This window comes from Limnohabitans sp. INBF003 (assembly GCF_055396645.1).
The window spans coordinates 2531521-2553813 of record NZ_AP029222.1 but is presented as its reverse complement, the minus strand read 5'-3'; the positions used below and the strand labels follow the sequence as shown (position 1 = coordinate 2553813).

Below are 22293 nucleotides of genomic sequence, written 5' to 3'. Positions count from 1 at the left end.
GGATTATCAGGCCAGCCAGACCTGGCGATAGCGGCCTTGCGGATCGTGGTCTTGCGTTTGTTTGGTGGGGTTGAAGCGCCGGCCCACACGTGGGTCGGTGCCCCGGCCGCTCACATACAGCCAGTTGCCCTGGTTGCTGCAGACATCAAAGTCCACTAACTGAGACTCGAACCAGGCCGCACCGGCGCGCCAGTCGCAGGCCAGGTCGTGCACCAGAAAGCTGGCCACGATTTGTCGCATGCGGTTGGAGGTGAAGCCGGTGGCGGCCAGCTCGCGCATGCCCGCGTCCACGATGGGCTCTCCCGTTTGGCCGCTGCACCAGCGTTGAAAGTCTTTGGGAAAGTGCGACGGTCGCGGCAGGGCAGACAAACCCCGCGCCGCATAGAGTTGCGGGCCGTGTTGCAAATGCAGCATTCGGAAGTTGTCGCGCCACAGCAATTCAAACCACAGCCAATACGTGCCGTCGTTGCTGCCGTGCTGTTGTTCATAAGCATGCAGGTCTGCCCAAATGCGGCGGGCCGACACCGCGCCCGTGGCCAGCCAGGGCGACCAGTGGCTGCTGGTGTGTTGGCCCTGCAGGGCGTTGCGGGTTTGTTTGTAGCGGTCGGGCCAAGGCGGGGTGAGGTAGCTTTGCAGGTGCGCCAAGGCGCTGCTTTCACCGCCCTGGCAGGCGGCTTGTGTGTATGGGAAGTTCGAGCGCGCGTGAGCGTCGTCTTCGGTGTGGGCTTGCAGCAGTGCGAAGGGCTTGTCGGTCCAGCCGGGCAAGGTGGTCAGGTCGTCATGGGGCGGCGTTGGCAGCTGGGTGGGGGCGGGCAGAGGTGCCAGGGGTTGGAGCCTGGCCGATTCGATGCGTTGGCGAAACACCGTGAACACTTGCGGCATGTCCTCGGCCGCAAAGGGCAGGGCGTCGGGTTCGATCAGGCTGGACTGCCAAAGCGTTTTGACTGTGAGCCCCGCGTTGATCAGGGCCTGCACCTGTGCTTCCTCTTCAGGTGCGGCGATGTCTTCGCAAAACACGGTGTCCGCTTCAACTTGGCGTGCGCAAGCGGGCAGCACATCGGCCACGGGGCCGTGCAGCAACACCAAGCGTTGGCCCAAAGCCTGCAGCGAGGCTTGCAGGTCTTGCAGCGTGTCGGCCAGAAAGCGCCTGCGGTGCGCGCCCATGCGCTGAAAGCCCCAAGCGGTGGGTGCATCCTGCACAGGCTCGTGCACATAGACCAGCAGCAGCCGCTGTGCATGTTGTTCGGCGTGTTCGATGGCTTGCTTCAATGCGCGTTGGTCGTGCAAGCGCAAGTCGTTTCGAAACCAAAAAAGGGTGGTGCGCATGGTTTAAAAGTCAAAGCCCAGCTGCGTGCTGGGTGGGGTGGTGTCTGCTGATTTTTTTCGGGCGTTGCGTGAATTCGCGGCCAGCGTTTTGCGCGAAGCGTGTTTGTCGATGACGGCTTTTTTGCCGGCCTTCACTTCCGGGTCGGCCCGGCGTGCGTGCAGCGCCGCTTTGGCGGTGCGGGTGGCTTCGGCCAGATCCACCAGGGGCAGCGGAATGTCGGCCTCTGGCCCGCTGCCCACGGTCAGGCCGCAGTGGCGCTGCACCTCGGGCGGCATGAGCCAAGGCTCAAACAACCAGGTGTCGGGCACGCGGCGCATGTGGGGCAACCAGCGGCGCACAAAGATGCCTTTGGGATCGTGGTCTTGCGCTTGTTTGATCGGGTTGTAAACCCGCGTGGTGTTGATGCCCGTGGTGCCCGACTGCATTTGCAGCTGGCTCCAGTGGATGCCGGGTTCGTAGTCCAGAAACTGGGTGGCCAGCCATTGGCCCACGGGCCGCCAATCGAGCCACAGCGGGTAGGCGGCCACCGACACCAGCATGGCCCGCATGCGAAAGTTGAGCCAGCCGGTCTCGTGCAGCATGACCATGCAGGCGTCCACCATGGGCCAACCGGTGCGTGCCGAGGTCAGGGCGGCAAAGTGGGCGTCGTTCCAGCCGTCTTCGCGCAGGCCGTCGTAGCCCGGGTGCATGTTGCGCCACTCGATTTCGGGCTCGCTTTCGAGCTTTTGAATGAAGTGGCAATGCCAATACAAGCGGCTCATGAAACCGACGAGGCCTGCACGGTGGTGGTTGGCTTGGGGTGGCAAGGCATCCAAGGTCGCTCGGGTGCTTTGCACCACTTCGCGCAGGCTGATGCAGCCCCAGGCCAGGTAAGCCGACAGGCGCGAACACGCGTCAGGCGAAGACAGCGGTGACGAGATGCCGCCGCGATAACCCCGTGCCCGTGCGTTCAAAAAACTGTGCAAGGTCTCCACCGCCAGGCGGCGTCCGCCAAGCTGGCGCTGCGCGGGGTTGTGGTGCAGACCCGAGGGGGCTTGCAGCATGTCTGGGGTGAGATGTGGCGTTTCGCTTGGGGGGCTGACAAAGCGCAGGGCAGGCAAGACCGCTTGCGGCGCGGCCATGTGCGCCTCCCAGCGGCCTTGCCAGGTGTTGCGGTTTTTCAGGCAGCGCACCACACCAAAAGAGGGCAGTTCGGTCCAGCTCAGGTTTTTGCTGCGGCACCACGCGGCCACCGCCAGGTCGCGTTCGTAAGTGAAGGCGTTGCCGGTTTCCATGTGCGAGACCAGCTCTGCAAACGGCGCTTGTTGGTGCAGCGCTGCCAACACCTGCACGGCAGACCCCACGCGCAAGTGCAAAGCACCACCCAGCGCCTGCAAGTCGGCGCGCAGTTCGGCCAGCGATTCGCGCACAAATTCAAAGTGCTGCAAGGCGGCATCGGGCTGCGCCCACAGTGGGGGCTCGACGATGTACAGGCACAGCACGGGCCCTTGCCGGGCCGCGTGCACCAGTGCCGCATGGTCTTGCAGACGCAAGTCGCGCTTGAACCAAACGACGCGGTAAGTCATGCACCCACCCCGGGTTCCGTCCCGGGTGTCGCTGCGGCATAGCGGGATGCTTCGATGGCCCAAAATCCGAGCACCCCCTGCAGAGTGGCTGCGACGTGGCGTTTCATGGGCTGGCTTTGCAGATCATCAGCTCAAGCACTTTCTTGCAGGGAAATGCCTTCGTGCGTAGCGACCATGTGCAGTGCTTTTTCAAACAAGGCCCGCGCTGTGGCGGCCACGATGTTCAGTTGTTTGTGCAGTTCGGCGTCTTTGGGGCTGAGGTTCAGGCAGTCGTGGCTGTAGTCTTCGAACCGACCCAGTTGGCCAATGAGTTCTGCCACATGCCTGGGGCATTCACACAGCACTTGGCTGGGAATGTTGGCCACGCGTTGCAGAACTTCGTCTGAAAATTGGCGTGCCGGAATCGGGTTGGCGAGAGGGTCCGGTGCCCAAGACGGCGCAGCCAGCGGTGGGCGGTTGTTTTGGAGGATGTCCAGCAATGCGCTGTCGTTCAAAGAATCCCGTTGCACCTCATGACCCGCATGGCGCAATCGGGTGACAGCACCCGTTTGGCCAAATGCGTACAGCACCACCGTTTTGCGCGCCGCATGTTGTTGTGAGACGGCTTGAATTTCTTGTGCAATCTGCTCGGTCAGGCCATTCACCGACACCAGCAACAGATCGGGTGCATGGTCAAGCGCGCTACGACTGGCCGCTGCCAGATCAGCCCACACCTGCTGGATGGGCAGTGGCTGCCCCCAGCCGCTTGAGGTGAATGTGCCCGATTGCAGCCGATGGGCCAAGCCCTGGCCAATCACCACCCAGGTGCCTGTGGTCTGGCCTGCCTGCTCGGCTGGCGGTGCTTGCACAGAGGCAAAGCCAGCACCTGTTTGCAGCAATTGCTGCAGTTGCGTGGTGGACAAGCCCGCAATTTGGCTGATGCCATGGCCTTGGCCGGTCAGCGATTTCAACAACACGGCTTTGCGCACATCGTCTTCGTTGTACAGCCTGTGCTGTCCGAGTGTGGTGACGGGTGAAAAAGCGCCATAGCGTGTTTGCCAAACGCGCAAGGTCGGTACAGGAATGCCGCTGAGCTTGGAGACCGCACCGATGCGGTAAAGCGCCGAGTCGAGCGAGTGAGGTGTGTTCATTGTCTGTTTATGTATTGAATAGATATTTTATGGCATAAAAGTATTTTTCAGAAATAAAATATGTTTTGAGTTGAATTTAAGGCGTTAAACAATACAATTGCCGTGCAAATAAGGACAAGCCATGATCTTGAAGAAAACAGCCAAAGCCGTGGACATCGCGGTTTACATCACTTCGCGTGCCACCGTGAAGCCTGTCACGACCGAAGAGATTGCTTCGGGCTTGGGCCTGTCTTGCTCTTACACAGAGTCGATCCTCAAGGAGCTGCGCGAAGCCGGTTTGATCAGGGCCCACCGTGGCCCGGGTGGTGGTTATCAAATCCGCGGCAACCCCGAAGACATCAGCCTGTGGGACGTGGTGAAACACTTCGAAGTGGTGCACCGTTTTGACGAGGTGTACCCGGATGACGCGCACCCGATGAAGCATTTGGAGTCCGAAATTCAGCGGCATCTTCAGGAAGCTTTGTCTGAACAAACACTGGACGATGTGGCTGTGCCTCACATGCCGCGCGACGCCCGTGTGACCTCCATGTTGGGTCAGTTCCGTCTGAAGCCCATGCCTGCCCCGGTCATGCCCAAAGCGCCCAACTCGGTGTTCCAGCTGAGCATGATGCTCTGAGTTTTTGAGTGTTGACCCGGGCTGCCACCGTGCCGCGTGTCAGCTTGGCGTGTCCTCTCGGTATGGGTCTTAAGGTGTAGAAAAACACACCCAAAGGCCAATGTTGGGCAGCCACCGAGACGCATAGCATGGCGTGGTGAACATGCCTCATCACCGAACCCGTTTTGCCGATTCCCACCATCCAGGGCCTACGCTGGACCGTTGGGCACATGCCCAGTGGTCGCCATTGACCCGAGGTGTTTCCACGGCGTCCTTGCGCATGGCGTTTGACGATTGGGTGACGCATCTGTCCATGAATCCGGCCGAGCAACTCAAGCTGCTGCAACTGGCCATGCAAAGTGTGCAGCAGGGACTCAACTACGCCGCTCAAGCGCAAAGAAACGATTGCAAGCCCTGCATCGAGCCCATGGTGCACGACACCCGTTTCAAGCATCCCGGTTGGCAGAACTGGCCTTTCAATGCGATCAGTCAGTCGTTCTTGTTGACACAACAATGGTGGCACGACGCCACGACCGGCGTGCGCGGTGTTTCGCCACACCACGAAGCCGTGGTCAATTTCACGGCCAGGCAGTGTCTTGACATGGTGTCGCCTGCCAACTTTGTGCTGACCAACCCCGAAGTGCTGGAGCGCACACAGAAAACCATGGGTGCCAATTTGCAGCAGGGTTTTCAAAATTGGCAGGAAGACGTTCAGCGCTTGCAATCGGGTGCACCACCCATCGGTGCAGAGGCTTATCAGGTGGGGCGCAATCTGGCCGTGACGCCGGGGCAGGTCATTTACCGCAACCACCTGATTGAGCTGATTCAGTACACACCGACCACCGCTCAGGTGAGGCCTGAGCCCGTGTTGATCGTGCCCTCATGGATTCTGAAGTACTACATCCTTGATCTGTCGCCGCACAACTCGCTGATCAAATACCTGGTCGATCAAGGGCACACCGTGTTTGCCATGTCCTGGGCCAACCCCACGGCCGATGACCGAGACCTCGACATGGACGACTACTTGCGCATGGGCATCATGGATGCTTTGGAGGTGGTGTGCGCTGTGGTGCCCAGACACAAAGTCCATGCTGTGGGCTATTGCCTGGGGGGCACACTGCTGGCCATTGCCGCAGCAGCCATGGCCAGAGATGCCGATGACCGCTTGGCCAGCATGACACTGATTGCAGCCCAGACCGATTTCACCGAGCCCGGCGAGTTGGAACTCTTCATCGACGACAGCCAGGTGGCCCATCTGGAGGACATCATGTGGGACCGGGGTTATCTGGACAGTGCGCAGATGGCGGGTGCGTTCCAGTGGATGAACTCGAACGACCTCATCTGGTCGCGACTGCTCAAGGATTACTTGCTGGGAGAGCGAACGCCTTTGAGTGATTTGATGGCCTGGAATGCAGACGGCACACGTTTGCCGTATCGCATGCACACCCAATACCTGCACCGCATGTTTTTGAAAAACGATTTGGCCAGCGGGCGTTACCCCGTCAATGGCAAGCCGGTGGCCTTGACGGACATTCAATGCCCGATTTACGGCATTGGCACGGTACGTGACCATGTGGCACCTTGGCGTTCGGTTCACAAACTGCACCTGCTGACCAATGTGGACACCACGTTTTTGCTGACTTCAGGTGGCCACAATGTAGGCATCGTCAATCCGCCAGGTCTGCCGGGGCGAAGTTACCAGGTGTTGACCCGCAGGCACGATGGGCCGTATCTTGATCCTGAAGCCTGGCTGCAAGCTGCGATCCACCACGAAGGCTCTTGGTGGCCGCATTGGCTGGCGTGGTTGCAAGCCCATTCGGGTGAGCTGGGGCCTTTGCCTGCCATGGGCGCACCCGACATGGGTTTGTCGCCGTTGGACGATGCGCCGGGTCAGTATGTGTTGCAAAAATGAAGGCCAATCCCATGGACAACCCCAACCATCCATTTCATGAGTTGTTTGCCCAATTGGGCTTGCCTTGTGATGCCGTGGGCATTGCGGCGTTTGTCAAAAAACACACACCACTGGCAGGCGACATTGCACTGCCCGATGCCGATTTCTGGACCCCAGCCCAGGCGGCGTTGTTGCGTGAGAAATGGCTGGAAGATGCCGACTGGGCCCATCGCATCGACCAGCTGAGTGAGGCGCTGCGGGCCGTCTGAGTCGCATTTGAATGGGCGTTGTTGGCCGCAGTTGAAGCTGCGGCCGACACGAAATATTCACACAGCAGACTTTTTCTTGTCATTGCCTCTTGGGACCATGGCTGCATGGATCACCAGGAGTTGTTGCCATGAAAGAGTTGCCAAATCCCACTTTCGCGTTGTCGCCGGTGTATTTTCCCAGGGGGTCACTTCATCGAGGGCCAGCCAACCCCACTGTGGATTTCTTGCCTCGACGTGTGCAAAGCACCATTCAAGTGGCTTGGGCGAAGCATCAAGACGAAGTTCGTGAGGCGCAACAATTGAGGTACACCGTCTTTGCGACCGAAATGGGCGCGAGACTGCCAAAAACCTTGCCCGGTCATGACATCGATTTGTTCGATGACTACTGCGAGCATTTGCTGGTCCGTGACACCTTGAGTGGGCAGGTGATTGGCACATACAGGGTGCTCACGCCGGCACAAGCCAAGCGCGCAGGCAGCACCTACAGCGACACCGAATTTGATTTGACCCGTCTGCGTGATCTGCGCAAGCGCATGGTGGAGCTGGGACGCAGCTGTGTGCATGCGGATCACCGCCATGGCGGCGTGATCATGGCTTTGTGGGGCGCCCTGTTTGAGTTCATGGACCGCAACCGCTTGGACACCATGATCGGCTGTGCCAGCATTCCCATGCTCCACAACGGCGTGGTCACAGGCGATGCGGCAGCCAGCATTTGGCATCAGCTGCGCGAGACACATTTGGCAAATATTCAATACCATGTTCGTCCGCGATTGCCTTTGCCTGTGGATGAGCTGGGCCATGGTTTGCAGGTCGAGCCGCCAGCGCTCATCAAGGGCTACTTGAGGCTGGGTGCCAAGGTCTTGGGGGCGCCGGCATGGGATCCTGACTTCAACACGGCCGACCTGCCCATGATGATGCGCACAGCCGATTTGCCGGCCCGGTATCGCAAGCATTTTTCGATGGGTGTGCCATGACGTCTGCGCTTGCACCACTGCAAAGCAGTCCCTTGTTCAAGACCTCTTACGCGGGCTTGGACGAGGCTTTGGTGGGGGAGCCGCTGGGTGTTGGGGGGCGAACCCCACCCCAGGATGAAGAAACATCGCCTGCAGACCCTCAACGGTTGCGGGCGATTTTCATTTCAGACCTGCACATCGGAACACCGGGGTTTCAGGCCGAAGCTTTGCTCGATTTTTTGAGGCACCACCCCAGCGATGTTTTGTATTTGGTGGGGGACATTGTGGATGGCTGGCAGTTGCGCAGACGCTGGTTTTGGCCACAAAGCCACAACGACGTGGTGCAAAAACTGCTGCGCAGGGCCCGCAAAGGCTGCCGCGTGATTTATGTTCCGGGCAACCACGACGAATTCGCCAGGCATTTTGTGGGGCACGCATTTGGGGGGGTCGAGGTGATGCACGATGCGGCCCACACCACAGCCCAGGGGCTCAAGCTGTGGGTGGTGCACGGTGACCATTTCGATGGCGTGATCCAGTGTGCCAAGTGGTTGGCTTATGTGGGGGACTGGCTGTATGAGCTGACACTCAAGATCAATCGGCACCTGAACAGTTTCAGGGCACGCATCGGGCTGGAATACTGGTCCTTGTCGGCCTACCTCAAACTGAAGGTGAAAAAGGCCGTCAACTTCATCAGCGATTTTGAAGTGGCCGTGGCGCACGAAGCCAAACGCCGGGGCTTTGATGGTGTGGTGTGCGGACACATTCACCATGCAGAAATTCGCGAAGTGAATGGCACTTTGTATTGCAACGATGGCGATTGGGTGGAAAGCCGAACCGCCTTGGTGGAACACCCTGATGGACGCCTGGAGATCATCCACTGGGGTGCCCAGGCGGTGGTGCTTAACCGTGCGCCTGTGGCTGTGGGGGCAGCGGCATGAAGTTGGCACTCATCACCGATGCCTGGCATCCCCAGGTCAATGGCGTGGTCACCACCTTGCATGAGTTGGTGCAAGCCTTGGGTCCATGGGGCGTGGATGTGTCGGTGATGCACCCCGGCCTGTTCAAGAACCGCAGCTGTCCCGGTTATGCGGGCATTGATCTGGCCGTGCGTCCCTATAAAGCCTTGGCCGCGATGCTGGATGCTTTGCAGCCGGATGCTGTGCACATTGCCACTGAAGGCCCTTTGGGTTGGGCGGCACGCAAGCATTGTCTGAAAAGAGGCTGGAAATTCACCACCGCCTTTCACACCAAGTTTCCTGAAATCCTCAGGGCAGCGTTGCGTGTGCCTTTGTTCTTGGGTTACGGCTTGTTTCGCCATTTTCACCGTCCGTCGTCAGGCGTGATGGTGCCCACGCAAGGCGTGCTGAACATGCTGAAAAGTCGGGGGTTCAAGTCGCTCAAGCCCTGGACGCATGGTGTGGATCTGGATTTGTTTGACCACCACACTTCGCCCCTGGAGATCCCCGAACTGCAGGGCCACCCACGACCCTACACCTTGTTTGTGGGCCGTGTTTCTTACGAAAAGAACATCGATGCCTTTCTGGACTTGAAACTGGAAGGCACGCGCATTGTCTGCGGTGTCGGGCCGCTGGAGGCGCAGCTCAAGGCCCGGTATCCGGACGTGGTCTGGATGGGCGTGTTGCCACGTGACCAGTTGGCCAAGGTGTATGCGGCAGCCGACGTGTTTGTGTTTCCCTCTCGCCATGAAACATTTGGTTTGGTCATGCTCGAAGCCATGGCTTGCGGCACGCCGGTGGCGGCGTTTCCGGTGGATGGCCCCTTGCAAGTGCTGGGCGATGCCGATGGGCAGACGACAGGGGGGGCCTTGTCCGAAGATTTGAATGCAGCGGTATTGGCGTGTCTTCCGATGGACCGCTCAGAGCCGCGTCAGCGCGCCGAGGCGTTTGGGTGGCCCAAAACGGTCGAACTGTTCGTGTCGCATTTGGTTCCTGTGTCAGGCCCTGGTGCTGGTTTTTGATTCACGAGGATGTCATCAAATTGACACGGTGGCTTCTTAGAATGATTTTTCAATTCATTACACAGTGCCATGGTTCATTCAAAAGACGCGATTTCATCTGCAGACGATCGGCCTGTCCTGTTGGACAGGGATCTGAGCATCCTGGCCTTCAATGAACGTGTGCTGGACTGGGCGCACCGCCCGGAAGTACCTGTGCTGGAGCGTTTGCGTTACTTGTGCATCGTGTCGTCCAACCTCGACGAATTTTTTGAGGTGCGAGCCGAGCCCCATGTGATGGGCAGTTTGCAGGGCTTGAAATCAGGGCATTACACCGCAGCGAGTCTGGCGGCCATTGCTGAAAAAACCAACGCGATGATTGCACGGCAATATGCGCTGTACAACGATGATTTGCTGCCCGCATTGCAGCGCAAGGGTTATCGCATCCTGTCGCATGGTGAGCGCAATGCAGCGCAGCGCCAATGGGTACGCAGCTATTTTCAGCGTGAGGTTCAGCCTTTGCTCGTGCCTGTGGGGCTGGACCCTGCACACCCGTTTCCTCAGGTGGCCAACAAGTCTTTGAACTTCATCGTTCAGTTGTCGGGCAAGGATGCGTTTGGCCGATCCAATGAGATCGCCATTGTAAAAGTGCCTCGCGTGCTGCCCCGATTGATCCCCTTGCCCGCCAAGGTGTGCGATGGCAGCACCGCCTTTGTCATGCTGTCCAGTGTGATTCGGGCACATTTGGCCGAATTGTTCCCGGGTCGTGAGGTGGGACAGTTTTCGCAGTTTCGCGTCACGCGGAATTCTGATCTGGCGGTAGACGAAGACGAAATCGCCAATTTGCGCATGGCCTTGCGGCAAGGACTGCAGCACCGTCACTACGGTCAAGCGGTTCGGCTGGAGGTGTCTGCCAACTGTTCGCCCAGGTTGGTGGAATTTTTGCGCAAAGAATTTCAGCTGCCAGAGCCATCGGTGTTTCGTGTCAACGGGCCTGTGAATTTGGTGCGTTTGATGCAGCTGATCGATTTGATCGATGCCCCCGAATTGCTGTTTCCGCCCTACAAAGCCAGTTTTCCTGCGCAAGTGCCCCAGCATGGATCGATCTTTGCGCGCCTCAAAGAGGGCGATGTGATGATCCACCAGCCGTTTGAGACTTTCGACGGCGTCTTGGCCTTTTTGCGTGAAGCGGTCATGGACCCGAATGTGCTGGCCATCAAGCAAACGATTTACCGCTCAGGCAGCGATCCGACCATGATGGATTTGCTGCGTGAGGCGGTGCGCCGCGGCAAGGAAGTCACAGCGGTGGTGGAGCTGAAAGCCCGATTTGACGAAGAGGCCAACATCAACTGGGCTGAGCAGCTCGAATCGATTGGCGTGCAGGTGGTGTATGGCATCGTGGGCCTGAAGACACACGCTAAGATGCTGCTGGTGACACGCCGCGAGGGCCGTTCGCTCAAGCGTTATGGGCATTTGTCGACCGGCAATTACAACCGCCGCACCGCAGCCTTGTACACCGATATCAGCTACCTCACGGCCGATACCGACATCACCTCGGACATGGACCAGTTGTTTGGCCACTTGGCCAGCCAGAGCCGTTTGCCCAAAATGAAGCGTTTGCTGGTGGCCCCTTTTCAGCTTCATGCCGACATGCAAGCGCGTATCAGAGCCGTGGGCGATGCAGCCGCACGAGGTGCTTTGGGGCGCATCGTGATCAAGATGAATGCCTTGACCGATGAGCCTTTGATCGAGGCTTTGCTGGAGGCGGGGCAAAAGGGTGCCAGGATTGACCTGATCGTGCGCGGGGCCTGCATGCTGCCTGCCGGTGTGGCGGGCCTGAGTGAAAACATCCGGGTGCGTTCGGTCATTGGCCGCTTTCTGGAGCATTCGCGGGTGTTTTACTTTTGCGCTGACCAGGACGAATCGCTTTACCTGTCGAGTGCCGACTGGATGAGCCGCAACATGACGCGCAGGATCGAATTGGCTTGGCCGGTGACGGACCCGGCTTTGCGTCAGCGCATCATCGATGAATGCCTGATTGCCTATCTGCATGATGGGCGTGATGCCTGGGATCTGGCACCAGACGGGCAGTACCACCGAGTGGGCTTGACTGCACCCGGTCACGGTGCCCAAAACGCCTTGATGGCACGTTACAGCGGGATCACCCAACAGGAGTGAATGCGATGGACTTGATTGTGTGGCGCCATGCCGAAGCCCATGAGGCAGAGCCCGGAGAAGACGACATGCAGCGGGTCTTGACGCCCCGTGGGCGCAAACAGGCAGAGCGCATGGCGGTCTGGCTTGAAAACCAGCTGCCACAAGGTACCCGGATTTTGAGCAGCCCGGCCGTCAGGTCCGAGCAAACGGTGCGTGCCTTGGGCCGGAAATACAAAGTGCGTGATGCCTTGTCACCCGGCGCTTCGGTTCAGGATGTGCTGGAGACTTCGGGCTGGCCTGATGCCAAGTACCCGGTTTTGCTGGTCGGGCATCAGCCCGCATTGGGTGGTGTGATGGCGCATTTGCTGAAAATGCCGGATGACGCATGCGCTATTCGCAAAGGCGCTGTCTGGTGGTTGCGCAGGCGTAGCCGGGAAGGACTGGACCAGACGGTACTTTTGGCCGTCACCTGTCCGGAAAAACTGTAAATGGCGTCGGTTTTGGGCTAGGCGTCCAGTCTGGATGGTCGGAATACTGGCTAAGGCCTTCTTGCAGGGGTGTCTGCCATGCCTGCCAATGCGCTCAAGCCAGCGCGAATCAGCTTGCTTTGCATCTCGCCGATTTGTACTCAGGCCAATGTTTAATCTGTCTGAACCTGAAACGTCCAGTCCGTTTTTTGCCAAGCGGTTTTTTCTTCTCGCAACAGGTGTGCGGACTGGGGCCAAAGCTCGGCCCATTCGCTGCTGATTTTGAGTCGCGTTGTGCGTCGCAGCGCATCGCAGGCGATGTCCAGACCCGACAAGTCAGGGTCTCGGCGTGCGTGGCACAAGATGACCGACAGGCGCAGGGCCATGAGTTGCTGCACCAAGCTGGCATCTTCCATCTCGATTTCAAGTTTGCGCAATTTTCCCCGGTGCCCCAGCACCAATTGACTCAGCCGGTGCAGTTCGTCGAGGGTAAAGCCGGGCAGGTCGGTGTTGTCCAGAATGTAGGCACCGTGCTTGTGGTAATCGCTGTGCGAGATGCGCAAGCCCGTTTCGTGCAACTGGCATGCCCAGTGCAACTTTTGCAAATAGCGCTGGCGTTCATCAGCCGGTGTGTTGGGGGGGGCAACCATGAGTGCTTGCAGCAAACTTTGAGCCGTTCGGGACACCCTGTCGGCCTGCAGCTTGTCGGTGCCAAAGCGTTGGGCCAGCCAGTCCACCATCGATGATCGGACATCTTGCATGCCTTCACGGTCGATCAGGTCGTACAGCGCGCCATGTCTGAGTGCGCCTTGGGCCGCGTGCATTTCATCGATTTGCAGCAAATCAAATACAGCTTGCAAGACCGCCAAACCGCCACCGATGACGGGTTTGCGGTCTTCCTTGACCCCTTCAAGCCGGAGGTTGTCCGGTTTTTGAGCTTTGAGCAGGCGGTCTTTGAGCCAAGCCAGACCTTCGCGTGTGATCTTGCCTTCCGGCCAGCCTGAAGCGGTCAACACATCGGCTACGGCACCCACGGTACCCGATGAGCCGTAGCACTTGTCCCAGTGGTTGCGATTGAACAGGACCAGGGCTTCGTCCAGCACGGCCTTGGTCGCGATTTCGGCAGCCTTGAAGGCCGATGGGGTCCAAACCCCGTCCGGAAAAAATTTCATCGACCAAGCCACGCTGCCCACGCGGTAAGACTCCAGGGTGCTGGCGTTTTCGTTCTGGCCCAAAATCATTTCGGTGGACCGCCCGCCAATGTCCACCACCAGCCGCCGTTCAGGGGATTGCGGCAACAGGTGCGAGACCCCCAAATAGATCAGCCGCGCTTCTTCTTTGCCGGCGATCACTTCGATCGGAAAACCCAGAATGCGCTTGGCCTTGGTCAGAAAAACATCGCGGTTGCGCGCTTCGCGCAGGGTTTGTGTGGCCACCGCACGCACTTGGCTGGGCCTGAAACCTGCAATGCGTTCGCCGAAGCGAGCCAAGCAATCCCAACCGCGCTCCATCGCTTCGTCTGTCAGGTTGCGCTCGGCATCCAGGCCGTTGCCTTGTCGCACAGTCTCTTTGATGTACTCCACGCGCCGCAACTGACCTGCATCCATTTGACCAATTTCGAGCCGAAAACTGTTGGAGCCCAGATCAATGGCGGCGTAGAGGGACTTGGTTTGCATGAGGGCAGCTGACGTTGGCGAAGGGAAGTTCAGATTATGTGACGAATGTATGTCGATTTGATGACTAACGTGCTGGTCTGACTGCGGTGTTGACCGCAAGCGCCAAGCTTCAACGTGGCGCTATCCGCTGTTCAGCAGTTGTCCTGCCTACAAGCCACAGGAGGCATGTCAACACAGGGCACGCCCTGGCAGCAGTGGTCGGTCAAAAAGCCGACCAGGCTTTGCATGGTGGGCATGTCGGCGCGGTAGCGCATGAACCGGCCTTCGCGTTGCACGCTCACAAGGCCCGCATGGTGCAGTTCCTTGAGATGGAAAGACAGTGTGTTGGGCGGGACCTCCAGCGCTTGCGACAGCTGGCCCGGTTGCATGCCTTCAGGGCCTGCACCCACGATGGCGCGGAACACGCGCAAGCGCGAGCTTTGTGCCAAAGCCGCCAGCGCCTTGACGGCAAGGTCCTCGTCCATGGCGTTCAAAACGGTGTCGGTGGTCATTGGTGGGCTGTCTTTTTTGAGGGGGTGGCGTCCTCGAGCAAACCCACAGGCAAACGCAAGGTGGTCAGCCAGCACACCAAAAGCATGAGCGCAGACCCCAGCAAGGCATACAACAAGCCGCCCCACTGGTACAACAAACCCGACAGCAGTGTGCCCATGAAGCGGCCCAGTGCGTTGGCGGCGTAATAAAAGCCCACGTCTTCGGCCGCTTTTTCAGAGCCTGCATAGGCCAGGATCAGGTAACTGTGGACCGACGAGTTGATGGCAAAGGCAAAGCCGAACAGGCTCAGACCCCCCACCACCAACCACTGCAGCTGCGGCACTTGCAGCCACAAGGCGGCCGCAATGCCCAGTGGAATGAGTGTGAGCACCGCCGACCACCACCGCGCTGCGGGCACCTCATGGCTCAAGCCGTCGGCGCTGCGGCGCACCAGCTGCGGGGCCAGCGCTTGCACCAGACCATAGCCAATCGTCCAAGCCGCCAAAAAGCCGCCGACCATGGTGAAGGTCCAGCCCACCGAATACAAAAACACCGGCACGCCCACCACAAACCACACATCACGCGCACCAAACAAGGCCACGCGTGCAGCAGCCAGCGCGTTGATGCCTTGGTTTTTGGCAAACAATTCACGCGCCGAGCTGGAGGCTTTGCTCTTGCCCATCATGGGCGGCAAGCTGGTCACCACGCCGATCAGTACCAAGGCCAGCAGGCCCGACATGGTCCAGAGCGAACCCTGAAACCCCAGCGTTTCCAACAGCAAGCCACCCAGGAAAAAGCCAAAGCCCTTCATGGCATTTTTGCTTCCGGTGAACCAGGCCACCCATTTGAACAACTGGCCGTTGCCTTGGGTTTTGGCTTGCGCCTGCGTGATCTTGATGGCCGATTTACTGGCCGTTTTGGTCAGGTCTTTGGCCACACCGCACACCCCTTGCGACAGCACCACCCAGGCGACCGACATGCTGGCGGTCCATTCAGGCTGCAGGGCCGACAGCAAGCCAAAGCCCATGATTTGTGTGATCAGGCCCACACTGAGCATGCGGGCAATGCCAAAGCGCGTGGCCAGCCAGCCGCCGATCAGGTTGGCCAGCACGCCCGCAGCTTCGTACAGCAAGAACAAAAAGGCCAGTGTGAAAGGCGAGTAGCCCAGCTTGTAAAAGTGCAGCAACACCAACATGCGCAAAGCGCCATCGGTGAGGGTGAAGCCCCAATAGGCGGCGGTGACGATGCCGTAGTTGCGTTCGGCGGCGGTGATGCTGCCATCGTGGCGTTCAGCGGCGCTCATCTCAGATGCCGACTTCCTGCATGTGGCAAGCCAAGTCCACCATGCGGCAGGCGTAGCCCATTTCGTTGTCGTACCAGGCGTAGACCTTGAGCAAAGTGCCGTCTGTCACCAGCGTGGACAGGGCATCGACGATGGCGCTGCGGGTGTCACGGGCGTAATCGGCACTCACCAAGGGGCGGGGCTCGTAGCCCAGGATGCCCACCAACGGACCGCGTGCAGCTGCTTCAAACAAGGCATTGACTTCTTCCGCGCTGGTTTCGCGCTTCATCTCGAACACGCAATCGGTCAGCGAGGCGTTCAGCACCGGGGCACGCACGGCGTGACCATTGAGCTTGCCCTTGAGCTCGGGGTAGATCAGGGCAATGGCGGTGGCGCTGCCGGTGGTGGTGGGAGCCAAGCTGGTCATGGCGCTGCGGGCGCGGCGCAGGTCTTTGTGCGGTGCATCGACCACCAAGTTGGTGTTGGTCGGGTCGTGGATGGTGGTGATTTGGCCGTGCTTGATGCCGATGGCTTCGTGCACCACTTTGACCACGGGGGCCAGGCAGTTGGTGGTGCAGGACGCGGCCGTGACGATGCGGTCTTTGGACGGGTTGTACTGCGTGTGGTTGATGCCCACCACGATGTTCAGCACATCGCCCACCTTGACGGGCGCTGCCACGATCACGCGCTTGGCGCCCCGGTCCAGGTGGCCCTGAATGGTTTCAGGTGTCAGAAATTTGCCGGTGCATTCGAGCACCAGGTCCACACCCAAATCGCCCCAGGGGATGTCAGCCGGGTTGGCGTGCGACGAAAAACCCAAGCTGCGCGCGCCGATGCGGATTTGGCTCTCGCCCTCGGCTTCGATGTGTTCGCGCCATTGGCCTTGCACGCTGTCAAAGGCCAGCAAATGCGCCGTGGCCGCTGCGCCGCCTTTGAGTTCATTCAAGTGCACCACCTCCAGGCGATTGCCTGCGCGGGGGTCGTCAGATTGGCGCTCGGCCGCGCCCATGGCCGCGCGCAAGGCCAAACGACCGATGCGGCCCATGCCATTGATACCGACTTTCATAACAATCTTTCTATGATTCTGGAAATGTAACGTCGTGAACTTTGCCATAGATTTGTGACGATCCCATGACGCATGAACCTTTGCGAATTCAAGCGCCATGTTGTCATTGAAGCTCAGGAAATTCGACATCAAGTTGTCATGAAAAAGCCTTCAAATCAAGCTTTTCTGCAATGGAGTTTTTCATGTCCCATCCCGATATTGACCTTGTGTGCAACACCTCTGATAACGCCCACTTTCAGGATGTCTTGACCCAGTCCTTGCAAAACCCCATGCGCCGTGGTTTGTTGCGCGGTGGTTTGGGGCTGGCGGGTCTGGCCATGTTGCCCGGCTGTGCCTCGGTGACGTCCGGCATGGCCGCGGCACCTGCCGCCTTGGGTTTTGCGGCAGTGGACAAAAGCCTGCTCGACAACGTGGTGTTGCCTCCTGGCTACCAGTACAGCGTGCTGCACGCCACGGGTGATGCACTGGATTCCAGTTTGCCCGCTTATTCCAACGTGGGTGCCGAGACAGACGACTGGTCGCGCCGCATTGGTGATCACCATGACGGCATGGACATTTACTACATCGATGCGAATGGCCGTTATTCCGAGAAGGAAACCGGTCGCGCTGTATTGTGTGTGAACCACGAGAGCTCGGCCGATGCGCATTTCCTGCATCCCAACGGCCAGACTTCCAACAAAGTCAGCGGCAAAAAATTTGACCAGTTCGGCGAATGGGATCTGGGATCGCGCCCTGAGTTGGAAGTGCTCAAGGAAATCAACCTCCATGGCATCTCTGTGGTCGAAATGGTCAAGACCCCACAAGGCTGGCGCATTCAGCAAGACTCACCGCTGAACCGCCGCATCACGCCGCAGACCCCCATGCGCGTCAGCGGCCCACGTGCCCACATCGAGCAGGTTCGCAACTTCATGGTCAGCCGCTGGGACACGGCCGGGGCCATGACCCGTGGCACGCTCAACAACTGTGGCCATGGCAAAACCCCATGGGGCACTTACTTGGGCTGCGAAGAAAATTGGGCCTTTTACTTTCAAACCACTGGCGCAGGCGCGGCTTTGTCAGCGAACGAGGTGGCATCGCGCAAGCGCTACGGTGTGGCAGCAGCAGCCCCGGCTGCCGGCGCGACCAAAGCCGTGAGCCAAGGCTGGTATACCGTGTCTGCCACTGACGACCGCTTTGCCCGCTGGAACTTGGCGGCCTTGGGTGCCAACGCCGAAAAGGATTTCCGCAACGAAGCCAACACCTTTGGCTTCATTGTGGAGGTCGATCCTCTGGCCCCCAACGCCACGCCAGCCAAGCGCACGGCCATGGGCCGTTTTGCCCACGAAGCGGCCGTTTGCGGGGTGCCTAAAGCAGGCGAGCCGTTGGCGTTTTACATGGGTTGCGACTCGCGCAACGAATACATCTACAAGTTTGTGACCGCTGCCTTGTGGGACCCGCGTGATGTGGGTGGCGGCATGGTGGCCGGTGACAAATACCTGAGTGAAGGCAAACTGTATGTCGCGCGCTTTGACGCGAGCGGCCAGGGGGAATGGCTGGAGCTGAACATGGCCGACCCGCGCATTGCCAAGCACAGCGCTTACACATTTGCCAACCAGGCCGATGTGTTGGTCAATGCCCGCCATGCCGCAGACGCGGTGGGCGCCACCAAGATGGACCGTCCGGAGTGGGGTGCCGTCAACCACCGCAATGGCGAGATTTACTTTTCACTGACCAACAACAGTGCCGTCAACCGCACGCCCGCCAAGGTGGATGCGGCCAACCCGCGTGCGTACATGGATCTGGATGGCAAAAAACTGGCAGGCAATCCCAACGGTCACATCATCCGCTTCAGGGAGTCGGGCCACACAAGCACAGCCAAGACTTTTGCCTGGGACATCTTTTTGTTTGGTGCAGAAGAAGACATGACGGATGCCAACTTGTCAGGCCTGACCGCCAAGAACGCGTTTTCTTCGCCGGATGGCCTGTGGTTCAGCAAAGCCACTGGCATCTGCTGGATCCAGACGGACGATAACGCCTACACCGATGAGACCAATTGCATGCTGCTGGCCGCGATTCCGGGTCAGGTGGGGGATGGTGGCAAGGTCACTGTCAAAAACAAGATGGTGGTCAATGGCGTCGAGCAAACCGGCACCCAGGAGACTTTTCTGGGGGCTGCTTTGGGTGAGGCCAAATTGCGCCGTTTTCTGGTGTCGCCTGCTGGCGCCGAAGTCACGGGCATCACCGAAACCGCAGATGGCCGCACTTTGTTCGTGAACATTCAGCATCCGGGCGAGTTGTCCAAAGCCTTGTCTACAGGCGTGGCACCTCAAAGCACCTGGCCAGGCAGCCAGGGCGTGGGCGTCAAAGGCCGGCCACGTTCAGCCACGATCGTCATCACGCGCAAAGACGGCGGTGTGATCGGCTTGTAAACACGACCTGCAAGCTTGGCCCGTTTGCCGGGTGACACCAAGGCCACGCCACGTGCGTGGCCTTTTTTTGCCGCGCTGTGTTGGGCTCAGCGAAAAAACGGGACATTCACCGCCAGCACACCGAGCCAGACCACCGCGATGAGGGTGAACAGGCTGGGCAAAAACTGCATCGCAAAGGCTTTGCCACCCACCAGTGCGGCCATCAAGGCTTTGCTCAGGCTGTTGGCGCTCACGGCCAGCCAGATGCAAGCCTGTGCTTGCGGGTGAGAAATCAGGTTCTGCTTGACCAGCACGCCCATGGTGGCCACGGTGGCTGTGCTCGACACAAAACCACCCAAAAAACCAGCCCAAGCCAAGCTCCCGGGGTGTCCCAGCAAGCTTCTGAAGACGTGGCCCAAGGCGCCAATGGTCATCATCAGGATCACAAAACGTGTCAATTGATGCCCGTTGACCGCGTTGAAAGGGCCGGTGAATTCATCGGGTGCCAATGGCAACACAATCATGGCCAAAGCCAGAAAGACAATCAAGTCTTCCAGCTCTTGTTGTGTCATGGCTTGGCGCACGAACTGGTGGATGCGCTCGCGTTGCGCCAGCAGTACCGTCAAGACAATGCCGATGAGCGCCGCAAAGGGCCATGGCCTTTGCGGCGTTCTCTTTCAGCCCCGACCAGCAGGCCAATGCCCAAAGCCACAGAAAGATCAAAAAGAACCGAAACAGAGGGAAAGCTCGACATTTGATGCTTTTTGAGAACAGAAAGACGCATGAGCCTAGCCCTAAAGGAGGTTAGAAACTTGATTTGAACCAAGTTTTAGAGGATCCGGCCCTTGTTCGTCATCAAAACAATGGGTTTTCTGACACGGCATTGTCACAATTGATGGATAGAGTGGAGACAGGTGCAAAGACGCTCGAGTGAGCACCCGTTCGAATCCCGAATATTTATCACCCTGAACCAGGAGTTGACATGTTGAAAATGAAATCTGCCATCGCTGCGATTGGCCTGAGTGTGGTGGCTGCCACCACATGGGCTGCCGACATCACAGGCGCAGGCGCCACATTCCCTTACCCCATCTATGCCAAATGGGCCGAGGCTTACAAAGCCGCCACCGGCGTGGGCCTGAACTACCAATCCATCGGCTCTTCCGGTGGTTTGAAGCAAATTCGCGCCAAGACCGTCAGCTTTGGCGCTTCGGATGCGCCCGTGTCTGGTGCTGATCTGGACAAAGACGGCATGGTCCAGTTTCCTGCCATCGTGGGTGGCACCGTGCCGGTCGTGAACCTGGAAGGCTTCAAGCCCGGCGAATTGCGCATCACCGGTCCCGTGCTGGCCGAGGTGTACATGGGCGTCATCACCAAGTGGAACGATGCCAAATTGGCCGCTTTGAATCCTGGCAAGAAGTTGCCTGACCAAGCCATCACTGTTGTGCACCGTGCCGATGGTTCGGGCACCACGTTCAACTTCACCGATTACCTGACTTCGATCAGCAAAGCTTGGGCTGACAAAGTGGGCAAGGGTGCTGCGGTCAAGTGGCCAGCGGACTCGTCCGTCGGTGGCAAGGGCAATGAAGGCGTGGCCGCCAACGTGAACCGCGTCAAAGGCGCTGTGGGTTATGTGGAATACGCCTACGTCAAGAAAAACAACATGAATTTCTTGCAGTTGCAAAACGCCGCTGGCAAGTATGTGAGCCCGGATGATCTGACGTTTGCAGCCGCAGCGGCCAGTGCCGACTGGTTCAGCGTGCCCGGCATGGGCGTGTCCATGGTGAATGCCAAGGGCAACGAGAGCTGGCCCATCAGCACCGCTTCGTTCATCCTGATGTACAAAAAGCCAAGCGACAAAGCGGCTTCTGACGAAGTCCTGAAGTTCTTTGACTGGTCTTTTAAGAATGGCAAAAAAATGGCAGCGGACATGGACTACGTGCCATTGCCTGATAGCCTGACCAGCCAGATTCGCACCAAGGTCTGGTCCGAAATCAAGTAAACCGAGTTGAAGCCTGCCCTGCAGGTTTCACCGACCTCTCACCCGTGTGGGTGGGAGGTCGTCGCTCAAAACAGTGGTATTTGCGATGCAGTTGTCACAAGGAATAACTATGGGCTCGATCGAAACGGCCAGCCAAGTGCCCGATCAAAACATGCTGTCCGTCGTGAAGCGACAACGCATCCAGGATTTCTTTTTTCACAAAATCACCTTGGGCTTTTCCCTTCTGGTTTTGTTCGCCCTGATGGGCATCATCATTTCTTTGCTCATCAACGCCTGGCCTTCGCTGTCGAAGTTCGGCTTCCAGTTCATCTGGCGCGTTGAGTGGGACATCGTCAACGACGAGTTCGGTGCAGCCATTGCCATTTTTGGCACCTTGGTCAGCGCGGTCATCGCACTGGTGATTGCAGTGCCCTTGTCGTTTGGCATTGCTTTGTTCCTCACTGAAACCTGCCCCACTTATTTGCGCCGGCCTCTGGGCACGGCCATTGAATTGTTGGCGGCAGTGCCGTCCATCATTTACGGCATGTTCGGTTTGTTCATTTTTGCCCCCCTGTTTGCCGAGTACGGGCAGCCTGCCTTGCAGTCGACCTTGGGGCAGATGCCCATCATCGGCAGCCTGTTCGGCGGGGCCATGAATGGCGTTGGCATTTTGGCTGCAGGCATCATTTTGGCGTTCATGATCTTGCCTTTCATCGCCGCGGTGATGCGCGATGTGTTTGAAATCGTGCCGCCCATCTTGCGTGAGTCGGCTTACGGCTTGGGCTGCACCACATGGGAAGTGGTGCGCAGCATTGTGTTGCCCTACACCCAAAAAGGCGTCATCGGTGGCGTGATGCTGGGCTTGGGTCGCGCACTGGGTGAAACCATGGCCGTCACCTTTGTGATTGGCAACTCGCAGCGCCTGAGTGCATCGCTGTTTTCGCCAGGCACCACCATCGCCTCCACCTTGGCCAATGAATTCGGCGAGGCTGCAGACTTCCACTTGTCCACCCTCTTTGCATTGGGCTTCTTGCTGTTCGTGATCACTTTCATTGTCTTGAGCATTGCCAAGATCATGTTGATCCGTGCAGAAAAAGCCAAAGGCACCAAAAGCTGAGCACCGCA

Annotated in this window: 19 protein-coding genes; 11 read left to right on the top strand and 8 right to left on the bottom strand. The window is 58.7% G+C overall.

Going from position 1 to position 22293, the window contains the following annotated elements:
• Positions 1-6 precede the first annotated feature (6 nt).
• The 3 genes from ACZ5VE_RS11690 to ACZ5VE_RS11680 all read right to left on the bottom strand — a co-directional run bounded on the left by ACZ5VE_RS11690 (position 7) and on the right by ACZ5VE_RS11680 (position 4022).
• Positions 7-1326 carry a DASH family cryptochrome gene (locus tag ACZ5VE_RS11690; protein WP_464455332.1) on the bottom strand — a complete coding sequence of 440 codons (1320 nt, stop codon included), beginning with the start codon at positions 1324-1326 and terminating at the stop codon, positions 7-9.
• A gap of 3 nt (positions 1327-1329) precedes the next feature.
• Positions 1330-2892, bottom strand: a complete 1563-nt coding sequence (locus ACZ5VE_RS11685) for a cryptochrome/deoxyribodipyrimidine photo-lyase family protein (RefSeq protein WP_464455331.1) — start codon at positions 2890-2892, stop codon at positions 1330-1332.
• 131 nt (positions 2893-3023) lie between these two features.
• A complete protein-coding gene (locus ACZ5VE_RS11680; protein WP_464455330.1) occupies positions 3024-4022 on the bottom strand; it encodes a MerR family transcriptional regulator in 999 nt (332 codons plus the stop codon).
• 121 nt (positions 4023-4143) lie between these two features.
• On the opposite strand from ACZ5VE_RS11680, the gene ACZ5VE_RS11675 reads away from it, so the two are divergent.
• The 8 genes from ACZ5VE_RS11675 to ACZ5VE_RS11640 all read left to right on the top strand — a co-directional run bounded on the left by ACZ5VE_RS11675 (position 4144) and on the right by ACZ5VE_RS11640 (position 12329).
• Positions 4144-4638 (top strand): RrF2 family transcriptional regulator, encoded by a 495-nt coding sequence (locus ACZ5VE_RS11675; protein ID WP_464455329.1) that lies wholly within the window; start codon positions 4144-4146, stop codon positions 4636-4638.
• 142 nt (positions 4639-4780) lie between these two features.
• Positions 4781-6529 carry a PHA/PHB synthase family protein gene (locus ACZ5VE_RS11670; protein WP_464455328.1) on the top strand — a complete coding sequence of 583 codons (1749 nt, stop codon included), beginning with the start codon at positions 4781-4783 and terminating at the stop codon, positions 6527-6529.
• Between the two features lie 11 nt (positions 6530-6540).
• Positions 6541-6777 (top strand): DUF2789 domain-containing protein, encoded by a 237-nt coding sequence (locus ACZ5VE_RS11665; protein ID WP_464455327.1) that lies wholly within the window; start codon positions 6541-6543, stop codon positions 6775-6777.
• A 128-nt stretch (positions 6778-6905) separates the two neighbouring features.
• On the top strand, positions 6906-7751 hold the full coding sequence (locus tag ACZ5VE_RS11660; RefSeq protein WP_464455326.1) for a GNAT family N-acetyltransferase: 846 nt from the start codon (positions 6906-6908) through the stop codon (positions 7749-7751).
• On the top strand, positions 7748-8668 hold the full coding sequence (locus ACZ5VE_RS11655) for a UDP-2,3-diacylglucosamine diphosphatase (protein WP_464455325.1): 921 nt from the start codon (positions 7748-7750) through the stop codon (positions 8666-8668). The genes ACZ5VE_RS11660 and ACZ5VE_RS11655 overlap by 4 nt, the downstream gene beginning before the upstream one ends.
• Complete coding sequence (locus ACZ5VE_RS11650) at positions 8665-9708, top strand: glycosyltransferase family 4 protein (RefSeq protein WP_464455324.1); 1044 nt, start codon at positions 8665-8667, stop codon at positions 9706-9708. Before ACZ5VE_RS11655 ends, ACZ5VE_RS11650 begins: the two co-directional genes overlap by 4 nt.
• 69 nt (positions 9709-9777) lie before the next feature.
• Positions 9778-11862, top strand: a complete 2085-nt coding sequence (ppk1, locus tag ACZ5VE_RS11645; protein ID WP_464455323.1) for a polyphosphate kinase 1 — start codon at positions 9778-9780, stop codon at positions 11860-11862.
• A gap of 5 nt (positions 11863-11867) precedes the next feature.
• Entirely contained in the window at positions 11868-12329 is a 462-nt protein-coding gene (locus ACZ5VE_RS11640; protein ID WP_464455322.1) for a SixA phosphatase family protein, read from the top strand.
• A 152-nt stretch (positions 12330-12481) separates the two neighbouring features.
• Here the strand turns inward: ACZ5VE_RS11640 and ppx are convergent, their stop codons facing one another.
• The 4 genes from ppx to ACZ5VE_RS11620 form a co-directional block, all read right to left on the bottom strand.
• Positions 12482-13984 (bottom strand): exopolyphosphatase, encoded by a 1503-nt coding sequence (gene ppx / locus ACZ5VE_RS11635; RefSeq protein ID WP_464455321.1) that lies wholly within the window; start codon positions 13982-13984, stop codon positions 12482-12484.
• Positions 13985-14115: 131 nt separating this feature from the next.
• Positions 14116-14448: an ArsR/SmtB family transcription factor gene (locus tag ACZ5VE_RS11630; RefSeq protein ID WP_464457493.1), complete on the bottom strand. Its 333-nt coding sequence runs from the start codon at positions 14446-14448 to the stop codon at positions 14116-14118.
• Positions 14449-14471: 23 nt separating this feature from the next.
• A complete protein-coding gene (gene arsJ, locus ACZ5VE_RS11625; RefSeq protein ID WP_464455320.1) occupies positions 14472-15758 on the bottom strand; it encodes an organoarsenical effux MFS transporter ArsJ in 1287 nt (428 codons plus the stop codon).
• A 1-nt stretch (position 15759) separates the two neighbouring features.
• Positions 15760-16803 (bottom strand): ArsJ-associated glyceraldehyde-3-phosphate dehydrogenase, encoded by a 1044-nt coding sequence (locus tag ACZ5VE_RS11620; protein ID WP_464455319.1) that lies wholly within the window; start codon positions 16801-16803, stop codon positions 15760-15762.
• Positions 16804-16985: 182 nt separating this feature from the next.
• Here ACZ5VE_RS11620 and ACZ5VE_RS11615 point away from each other — a divergent pair, with 182 nt between their 5' ends.
• Complete coding sequence (locus ACZ5VE_RS11615; RefSeq protein ID WP_464455318.1) at positions 16986-19211, top strand: PhoX family protein; 2226 nt, start codon at positions 16986-16988, stop codon at positions 19209-19211.
• An 86-nt stretch (positions 19212-19297) separates the two neighbouring features.
• Here ACZ5VE_RS11615 and ACZ5VE_RS11610 read toward each other — a convergent pair whose 3' ends face one another.
• A complete protein-coding gene (locus tag ACZ5VE_RS11610; RefSeq protein ID WP_464455317.1) occupies positions 19298-19816 on the bottom strand; it encodes a DUF4010 domain-containing protein in 519 nt (172 codons plus the stop codon).
• Positions 19817-20172: 356 nt separating this feature from the next.
• On the opposite strand from ACZ5VE_RS11610, the gene pstS reads away from it, so the two are divergent.
• Both pstS and pstC read left to right on the top strand, forming a co-directional pair.
• Positions 20173-21189 carry a phosphate ABC transporter substrate-binding protein PstS gene (pstS, locus tag ACZ5VE_RS11605; protein ID WP_464455316.1) on the top strand — a complete coding sequence of 339 codons (1017 nt, stop codon included), beginning with the start codon at positions 20173-20175 and terminating at the stop codon, positions 21187-21189.
• A gap of 109 nt (positions 21190-21298) precedes the next feature.
• Positions 21299-22285 carry a phosphate ABC transporter permease subunit PstC gene (gene pstC, locus ACZ5VE_RS11600; RefSeq protein ID WP_464455315.1) on the top strand — a complete coding sequence of 329 codons (987 nt, stop codon included), beginning with the start codon at positions 21299-21301 and terminating at the stop codon, positions 22283-22285.
• The last annotated feature ends 8 nt before the right edge of the window (positions 22286-22293 follow it).

What these genes read in the sequence shown, in the direction of transcription:
- ACZ5VE_RS11630 (WP_464457493.1), bottom strand. Translation starts at nt 14,448, where the DNA reads ATGGACGAGGACCTTGCCGTCAAGGCGCTGGCGGCTTTGGCACAAAGC.
- pstC (WP_464455315.1), top strand. Translation starts at nt 21,299, where the DNA reads ATGGGCTCGATCGAAACGGCCAGCCAAGTGCCCGATCAAAACATGCTG.
- ACZ5VE_RS11615 (WP_464455318.1), top strand. Translation starts at nt 16,986, where the DNA reads ATGTCCCATCCCGATATTGACCTTGTGTGCAACACCTCTGATAACGCC.
- ACZ5VE_RS11680 (WP_464455330.1), bottom strand. Translation starts at nt 4,022, where the DNA reads ATGAACACACCTCACTCGCTCGACTCGGCGCTTTACCGCATCGGTGCG.
- ACZ5VE_RS11665 (WP_464455327.1), top strand. Translation starts at nt 6,541, where the DNA reads ATGGACAACCCCAACCATCCATTTCATGAGTTGTTTGCCCAATTGGGC.
- ACZ5VE_RS11660 (WP_464455326.1), top strand. Translation starts at nt 6,906, where the DNA reads ATGAAAGAGTTGCCAAATCCCACTTTCGCGTTGTCGCCGGTGTATTTT.
- ACZ5VE_RS11685 (WP_464455331.1), bottom strand. Translation starts at nt 2,892, where the DNA reads ATGACTTACCGCGTCGTTTGGTTCAAGCGCGACTTGCGTCTGCAAGAC.
- ACZ5VE_RS11670 (WP_464455328.1), top strand. Translation starts at nt 4,781, where the DNA reads ATGCCTCATCACCGAACCCGTTTTGCCGATTCCCACCATCCAGGGCCT.
- pstS (WP_464455316.1), top strand. Translation starts at nt 20,173, where the DNA reads ATGTTGAAAATGAAATCTGCCATCGCTGCGATTGGCCTGAGTGTGGTG.
- ACZ5VE_RS11640 (WP_464455322.1), top strand. Translation starts at nt 11,868, where the DNA reads ATGGACTTGATTGTGTGGCGCCATGCCGAAGCCCATGAGGCAGAGCCC.
- ACZ5VE_RS11675 (WP_464455329.1), top strand. Translation starts at nt 4,144, where the DNA reads ATGATCTTGAAGAAAACAGCCAAAGCCGTGGACATCGCGGTTTACATC.
- ACZ5VE_RS11620 (WP_464455319.1), bottom strand. Translation starts at nt 16,803, where the DNA reads ATGAAAGTCGGTATCAATGGCATGGGCCGCATCGGTCGTTTGGCCTTG.
- ppk1 (WP_464455323.1), top strand. Translation starts at nt 9,778, where the DNA reads ATGGTTCATTCAAAAGACGCGATTTCATCTGCAGACGATCGGCCTGTC.
- ACZ5VE_RS11650 (WP_464455324.1), top strand. Translation starts at nt 8,665, where the DNA reads ATGAAGTTGGCACTCATCACCGATGCCTGGCATCCCCAGGTCAATGGC.
- ACZ5VE_RS11655 (WP_464455325.1), top strand. Translation starts at nt 7,748, where the DNA reads ATGACGTCTGCGCTTGCACCACTGCAAAGCAGTCCCTTGTTCAAGACC.
- ppx (WP_464455321.1), bottom strand. Translation starts at nt 13,984, where the DNA reads ATGCAAACCAAGTCCCTCTACGCCGCCATTGATCTGGGCTCCAACAGT.
- ACZ5VE_RS11690 (WP_464455332.1), bottom strand. Translation starts at nt 1,326, where the DNA reads ATGCGCACCACCCTTTTTTGGTTTCGAAACGACTTGCGCTTGCACGAC.
- arsJ (WP_464455320.1), bottom strand. Translation starts at nt 15,758, where the DNA reads ATGAGCGCCGCTGAACGCCACGATGGCAGCATCACCGCCGCCGAACGC.